This is a genomic window from Amycolatopsis keratiniphila subsp. keratiniphila (genome assembly GCF_001620365.2).
Taxonomy (GTDB): Bacteria; Actinomycetota; Actinomycetes; order Mycobacteriales; family Pseudonocardiaceae; genus Amycolatopsis; species Amycolatopsis keratiniphila.
On the sequence record NZ_LQMT02000047.1, the window covers coordinates 1 to 6,849 of the forward strand.

The 6,849-nt window shown below is 68.3% G+C and carries 9 protein-coding genes; 2 read left to right on the plus strand and 7 right to left on the minus strand.

Annotation, left to right across the window (positions count from 1 at the left end; genetic code table 11):
* Window positions 1-152 precede the first annotated feature (152 nt).
* Together rpsI and rplM are read right to left on the minus strand one after the other, a co-directional pair.
* Window positions 153-647: a 30S ribosomal protein S9 gene (gene rpsI / locus AVR91_RS40660; RefSeq protein ID WP_007031073.1), complete on the minus strand. Its 495-nt coding sequence runs from the start codon at window positions 645-647 to the stop codon at window positions 153-155.
* A 14-nt stretch (window positions 648-661) separates the two neighbouring features.
* Window positions 662-1,114 carry a 50S ribosomal protein L13 gene (gene rplM, locus AVR91_RS40665; protein WP_016331117.1) on the minus strand — a complete coding sequence of 151 codons (453 nt, stop codon included), beginning with the start codon at window positions 1,112-1,114 and terminating at the stop codon, window positions 662-664.
* A gap of 276 nt (window positions 1,115-1,390) precedes the next feature.
* Between rplM and AVR91_RS40670 the strand changes: the two genes are divergently transcribed.
* On the plus strand, window positions 1,391-2,281 hold the full coding sequence (locus AVR91_RS40670; RefSeq protein ID WP_063275126.1) for a hypothetical protein: 891 nt from the start codon (window positions 1,391-1,393) through the stop codon (window positions 2,279-2,281).
* Window positions 2,282-2,340: 59 nt separating this feature from the next.
* Window positions 2,341-3,093 carry a DUF4333 domain-containing protein gene (locus AVR91_RS40675; RefSeq protein WP_063275125.1) on the plus strand — a complete coding sequence of 251 codons (753 nt, stop codon included), beginning with the start codon at window positions 2,341-2,343 and terminating at the stop codon, window positions 3,091-3,093.
* Window positions 3,094-3,215: 122 nt separating this feature from the next.
* Here AVR91_RS40675 and AVR91_RS40680 read toward each other — a convergent pair whose 3' ends face one another.
* The 5 genes from AVR91_RS40680 to AVR91_RS40700 form a co-directional block, all read right to left on the minus strand.
* Entirely contained in the window at window positions 3,216-3,500 is a 285-nt protein-coding gene (locus tag AVR91_RS40680) for a WXG100 family type VII secretion target (RefSeq protein WP_063275124.1), read from the minus strand.
* A gap of 56 nt (window positions 3,501-3,556) precedes the next feature.
* Window positions 3,557-3,877 (minus strand): WXG100 family type VII secretion target, encoded by a 321-nt coding sequence (locus AVR91_RS40685; RefSeq protein ID WP_076857549.1) that lies wholly within the window; start codon window positions 3,875-3,877, stop codon window positions 3,557-3,559.
* Window positions 3,878-4,109: 232 nt separating this feature from the next.
* Entirely contained in the window at window positions 4,110-4,472 is a 363-nt protein-coding gene (locus AVR91_RS40690; RefSeq protein WP_063275122.1) for a hypothetical protein, read from the minus strand.
* A 12-nt stretch (window positions 4,473-4,484) separates the two neighbouring features.
* On the minus strand, window positions 4,485-6,449 hold the full coding sequence (locus tag AVR91_RS40695) for a type VII secretion-associated protein (protein ID WP_063275121.1): 1,965 nt from the start codon (window positions 6,447-6,449) through the stop codon (window positions 4,485-4,487).
* Between the two features lie 68 nt (window positions 6,450-6,517).
* The coding region (locus tag AVR91_RS40700; RefSeq protein ID WP_143254262.1) for a hypothetical protein at window positions 6,518-6,849 on the minus strand (332 nt) is incomplete at its 5' end.

Below are 6,849 nucleotides of genomic sequence, written 5' to 3' on the forward strand. Positions count from 1 at the left end.
CTTTAGCGGGCTAAACGCGACACGGATGGGGCACGTGTGGCGGGTGTGACAGGTGGGACGGCGGGCGAGCGGGGCCCGAAGGACCCCGGAAACACGGAAGCGCCCATCCGAGAGACGGATGGGCGCTTCCGCGGGTTGCGCCAGAGGCGCGATCAGCGCTTGCTGTACTGCGGAGCCTTACGGGCCTTCTTGAGGCCGTACTTCTTCCGCTCCGTGGCGCGGGCGTCACGGGTCAGGAAGCCGGCCTTCTTCAGGGCCGGACGGTCGTCGGCGTCGACCTCGACGAGCGCACGGGCGATCGCGAGACGGAGCGCACCGGCCTGGCCCGAGATCCCGCCACCGTGCAGGTTGGCGAAGATGTCGAACGAGTCGGGCTTGTCGACCGTCACCAGCGGCTCACGGATGAGCTGCTGGTGCACCTTGTTCGGGAAGTACTCTTCGAGCGTGCGGCCGTTGAGCTTGAACTCACCGGTACCGGGAACGACGCGGACCCGGACGACGGCTTCCTTGCGGCGGCCGACGGTCTGGGCGTTGCCACCGGCGGCGCGCGACGGGCGCGGGGCGGCGGGGGTTTCGCTGGTCGCGACGGCGTCACCGACCGCGGGGGTCTCGACAGCCTCGACGGCCTCGGTCTCGGTGCTGGTCACAGACTGTTCCTCACTCACTTCGCGACCTGCGCGATCTTGGTGATCTCGCGCGCCTGCGGCTGCTGCGCGGCGTGCGGGTGCTCGGCGCCGGCGTAGACCTTCAGCTTCTTCGCCTGGGCGCGGCCGAGCTTGTTCTTCGGGAGCATGCCCTTGACGACCTTCTCGAGCAGGTGCTCGGGCTTGGTGTCGAGCAGCTCGCCGAAGGAGCGCTTCCGCAGACCACCGGGGTAACCGCTGTGCCGGTACGCGAACTTCTGCTCGCGCTTGTTACCGGTGAGCGCGACCTTCTCGGCGTTGACGATGATGACGAAGTCACCGGTGTCCACGTGCGGGGCGTAGGTCGGCTTGTGCTTGCCGCGCAGCAGCGTGGCGACCTCGGTCGCGAGCCGGCCGAGCACGACATCCTCGGCGTCGATCACGTGCCAGGCACGAGTGACGTCGCCGGGCTTGGGGCTGTACGTGGGCAAGGGTCTACCTCGTCGTCAACATTGCGTGTGGGTTCTGTGCGGGCCTAGCGCTTACGCGCCGCAGCGCACAACGACATATGAAGATACCCCCACGCCCGACCCTACTGCGAAGCGGGGGTCGGTCCGGGGTCCCATACTAGGACCGGCGCCCGGCGGGCGCCCCGCAACTGTACCTCGCCGGTGTGGCGGAACCGCCCACGGCATCATCCTTCGCGGGAGAGGATGAGACGATCCGGACGCGCACCGCGCGCGGGGGACTCGATCAGGGGAACGGCGATGAACAAACGTCCAACGACCATCTTGTGCGTGCTGGGCGCCGTGCTGGCGCTGACCACCGCCTGCGGCCAGGGGCGCGCGGGCACGGCCGTGCCGAAGGGCGACGACGCGGCGACCTACGTCGGCACGAAGTTCGAAACGGCGATGAACAAGCTGCAGGACACCATCGGCGACCAGCGCGACGTCACCAGCGAGTCGGGCGCCTACTTCCGCTTCGACGAGAAGTACATCCGCAGCACGATCTCCTCGGCCCGCACCGGCTCGCCGGAAAGCCGGGTCAGCCGTCAGCGCTCGCAGAAGAACCCGGACGACAGCATCGACTGGTACACCCCGGGCGACGGGACCGTCGAGTACGTGTACCTCGGCCCCGTCTACAAGAGCCTCGCCCCGACGCCGTGGGTTTCGATGCCGAAGTCCGAAGCCGGGCTGACCATCCCCTGCGCGTGGGTCGGGATCATCACCGCCTGCAAGATGGCCGACGCGATCGCCGTGTCCTACAACGCGGACAAGAAGATCGTGAAGGGCGCCAAAAGCCTTCCGGAGAACCGGATCGAGCTGAGTGCCGACATCCCGTTCGGGAAGTTCATGGAACGGCGGGTGGAGATCCTGCCGACGTCGATCAGCAGCGCGGTCACGGCCGAGATGAAGAAGGCCCCGGTGCACACCACCGTCTCCCTCAACCCGGACGGGACGCTGAGCCAGATCGTGATGGAGGCCAAGATCGAGGGCGGCGGGCACAAGATCGAGCTGCGCTACGACTTCCGTTTCACCGGTAAGGCGAGCACGCAGGATCTGCCGAAGCTGCCGGACGCCTCGCAGATCACCGTGCTGCCGGACAAGGCGGCCAAGGACGACTTCAACCGCCGCTTCAACGAGTTGAAGGGCGTCTGAGGCATGACCCGCTTTCGTCCCGACGCCGTGAAGTTCTCTCCGTCCCGAGGTGACCACCGATGAGCCAGCCGCCCGAACAGCAGCCACAGCAACCACAACAGCCGCAGCAGTGGTGGCAGCCGCCGTCGAATCCCGCGAACCAGCAGGGCTGGCAGCAGGAAGGCCAGGCGACCGGGCCGCACTCCGGGCAGTGGCAGCAGGGCGACCCGAACGCGGCGACCACCGGTTCCTACACGGGGCAGTGGCAGCAGCAGCCCGGCGTCACCGGTTCCTTTTCCGGCCCCTGGCAGCAAAGCGCCGCTCCGGCGCCGGGCACGGCGTGGCAGCCGCAACAGCAGCAGCCGATGCCGCAGCAGCAGGATTGGCAGGCACAGCAACAAAGTCCGGGCACTCCCCCGCAGGGACAGTACGGCGGCGGGTTCCAGCCCGCCCAGCAGGCACAGCCTTCCCAGTACGGCGGGCTCGGTGCTTTCGGCACGGAACCCGAGAAGAAACCCAAGGTTTCCAAGAAGACCTTGCTGATCGGCGGGATCGCCGCGGCCGTCGTGATCGCGGGCGGCGTCGGGGCCTGGCTGCTCGGCGCGTTCGCGGGTGACACCCTCGACCAGAAGTCGGTCCAGGACGGGGTCGTCCGCGTGCTCAACGAGCATTACGGGGAGCCGGACGTGAAGAACGTGAACTGTCCGTCCGGCCAGCCCGTCGAGAACGGCACCACGTTCGATTGCACGATCGAAATGGCGGGACAGCAGAAGAAGGTCACCGTCCGGGTGCTCAACACCACCCCGGAGTTCGAGGTCGGCGCACCGCACTGAGCCCCCCCCGGACAGGAAAAGCCGCGACGGTGTCGTCGCGGCTTTTCCTTTTACACAAACGAAACGGCGGGCTCGGCATCCGAAGATGCCTGCCCGCCGTTGCTCGTTCGGAGCCGGGAGACTCAGAACAGGCCGGTGACGCCCTGTTCCGTGGCCTGGTAGCCGTCGGCCAGCTGCGGCAGCACGCCGGCGACCTGCGCGAGCAGCTGCTTGAGCTCCTCGAACTTGTTGTCCCACTCCTGCTGAGCGGCCATGTACGCGGTCTTCGCGTCACCGTCCCAGGTGTTGACCAACGGGGACAGGTCGCTCTTCAGCTGACCGAAGAGGGCCTCCAGCTCGCCACCGGTGTTCTTGCAGTCGTCGGCCGCCGCGTGGATCGTGGCGTAATCGACCTTCATCTCGCCCATGAATTCCTCCAGTTATCAGAAAAAAGTCTTCGTTTTTTTGGTGCGGTGAAGCCGAATCAGCCGAGGACGCCGAAGCCCTGGTTGACCGACTTGATGAGCTCCTGCTGCTGCTGCTCGGTCGCGTTGTACTTCGAACCGGCCTGCTCGAGCAGGTCACCGATGTTCTGGAGGGCCTGGTTGAGCCCACGGCCCGCTTCGTCGAAGCGCTTCATCACGTTGTTGAAGGCGATCGAAGCGTCACCGGTCCAGCCCGCGCGGGTGGACTCGATGTTGTCGCGCAGCTTGCTCAGGTTCTGGTCCATCGAAACGCGGACCTCGGTCACGCGCTTCTCGGCCTCGGTGAACTGCTCAACTGTCCCGGTAAATCCGCCAGCCATGGGAGCTACCCCCTTCGTTCGTGGTTATCCGTACTTGGTGAAGTTCGTTTGGTACGGACCTACGACGGAGACACTGCCACGTCTGGTTCCCTCTTGTCGCTCGTTGGTTTCAAGTAGTTGCTTGCGTTAACGCTCCCGGCGGGAACCGCCATCGGAAATCCGGCCCGCGCGCTGCGATTCACGTCGGAAAAAGGGCTTCCACCACGGGATTTAGCGAATGCACAGCGGCCGGTCAATCGCCACGGCTCATGATTCGCGACTGCGAAAAGTCCTCGTCGTCGTCACCCACACGTGGCCGTCTGGACACGGGTTCCGGCCGAAGGGGAACCAAATCCGCCGCCGACGGCAACGCCGGAACCGGAAGACCGGCGCCCGCGCGGAACCGTTTCGCGGCGTTCCGGACGACGGCGGGGGTCGGCGCGGTCTCGCCGCCCGCGAGCCGTCCCTTGCCGAATTGCTTCGCGAGTTCGGCGTTCTCACCCCGGCGGCGTTCGTAGCGCGCCTTGGCCGTACGGGCGACCTGCCGGGCATAGGTGACCGCGTCGCGTCCTGTGCGCGCGAAGTGTTCGGCGGCGGTCTCGGCTTCGGGCGGCATGAGCCTCCCCCTTCAGTTGACGACCACCATCGTTTTGACGACCTGCTCGCAGGCCGCGCTCACCCGTTGTTCGTGCGGTGAGTCGGTGCCGTACTGGCAACCGATGTGGACGCGGATCTTTCCCTGAGCGACGACGTACCAGTCGACGCGGGCAGCCGGCTTGGTCTCGCGGTAGTAGATGACGGTTTTGCCGGCGTACTCCGCGGCGCCGTTGAAGCCGCTGTACATATTCGGCTTGCCCCGGGCCTCGGTGCCGAGTTCGTCGACGAGCTTCTGTCTGTCGGCCGTCGCGTCGTAGGTCATCACGTACTCCTGGGCGACCACGAGGTCGTCCCCGTTGAGGGAGTCGCTCGGGTGGATCACCACCTGACGCTTGGCGACGCGGTCGTCGGTCTGCGTCCAATCCAGCGGCGCGACGAAGCGGTAGTCGTACTGGGCGAGCGTGCGGCCTTCCGGCTCGGCTTCCCCGCTGTTGACCGCGAAGAGGACGCCACCGGCGATCGCCGCCACGGCCACCACGGCCGCGACCATGATCCAGAGCGCCTTCTTGTTCTTCCCGCCGCGCTCGGCGGGTTTGGTGTCACGGACGGGCTCACCCGGCCGCCACGGCTGCGGGGGTGCCACCCCCTGCTGACCCATCGGCGGCGACGGCGGCCCCTGCTGCCGCGTCGCGTTTAGCGGGCTAAACGCGCTCTGCGGGGGCGGGGCAGGCTGGTGAGGGCCGGGCGGGAACGGGGGGCGCGGCGCATCGGGGCGCCGGTCCGCGGGAGCGGGAACGGGTGCGGGGGCGCCGCCGACCCGCGAGACCGCGGAACCCGCCAGCGAACCCGTCCGGTCCGGGTCGATCAGCACGGCACGAAGCGCGCCACGGGCGACCACGGTCTCGGGCTGGTCCAGCGTGGTGGGGACGACCCCGGTCCGCTCGTGGACCAGCCGGGACACCATCGGGATCCGGCTCGACCCGCCCACGAGGAAGATCGCCGTCAGCTGCTTCGGCCGCAGCCCGGAATCGCCGATCGCGGCCACGGTCAGCTCGACCGCGCGCCCGAGCGGACCCGCGATGAGCCGCTCGAGATCCTCCCTGGTCACATGCGCGTCGGCGAACGGCGGCGGCATCGGGACGTCGGTGTACGCGTGCCGCGACAGTGTCTCCTTCGCGCCGCGCACGTCCTGCCGCAGCACGCGGCGCCGCCGCCGGTCCGTGAGTTCGCGGCCTTCGACGAGCTTCCGCCATTCCGGCGGATCGGCGGCCGACACCAGCGAGCCCACGTGCTCCAGGAGCGCCTGATCGACGTCCGCGCCCCCGAAGCTCGGATCCCCCCGGGTGGCCAGCACCTGGAACCCGGCGCGTTTAGCGGGCGAACTGCGATCCGCCGGGCTGCCGGGCATGCGCTGCACCACGGAGACGTCGACCGTGCCACCGCCGAGATCGAGGACCGCCAGCGCGTCGCCGGGGCGGCCGCTGAACTCGACGGTGCGCTCGGAGTTGAGATCGGCCGGGGCGAACGTCGCCGCGTGATAGACCGCCGCGGCGACCGGCTCCGGCACGAGCGCGACCTGGCGCGCGAGCCCGTTCGCGGCCTGCCGGAGCAGCCGGGTCCGGGTCGCGCCCCAATCCGCAGGGTGGGTCAGGACGAGCAGCTCGACCTCGGCGTCACCGGCGAGCCGGCGCGCCTCGGTCACCGCGCGCTTCAGGACGGCGTGGACCACGTCGGTCACGCGCAGGACGTTGTCGCCCAGCAGCAGATCGCCTTCGTCGATCCGGCGCTTCGGGTTCGGCTCGTAGCGCGACGGGTCCACCGCCGCCTGCCGTTCCGCCTCCTGGCCGACGAACAGCGTCCCGTCCGGCGCGGCGTAGACCGCCGACGACATCAAGGGCTGCCCGTCCACCACGACGACCTGCGGCTCGCGGCCGTTGATCGAAGCGACTACGCAGGTGCTCGATGTCCCGAAGTCCACCGCAACCCGCACTGTCACAAGCCACTCCCGCAGATCGTCGTCGTCACCCCACGCCCGGCCAGTCCCTCACCTGGTTCCGCGGGAGGTCAGTCCGGCTGGATCCACGAGACCTGCATGAGCTGCTTGCCGTGCTTCCGGGTCACGAGGTTGCCTCGTCCCGGCGGCATCTGGCTCGGCTTCACGTTGGCGACGAGGTTGCCCTCGTCCCGCGAGCCGTTCATGACCATACCGGGCGCCGCGATCTCCCTGAGCTTGCCGAGGATCGGGTCGAACATCGCCCGGCTCGCGCCACCACTGCGGCGGACGACGACGATGTGCAGACCGACGTCCTTCGCCTGCGCGAGGAATTCGGCGAGCGGCTTCAGCGGGTTGCTCGTCTGCGTGGCGACCAGGTCGTAGTCGTCGACGATGACGAACA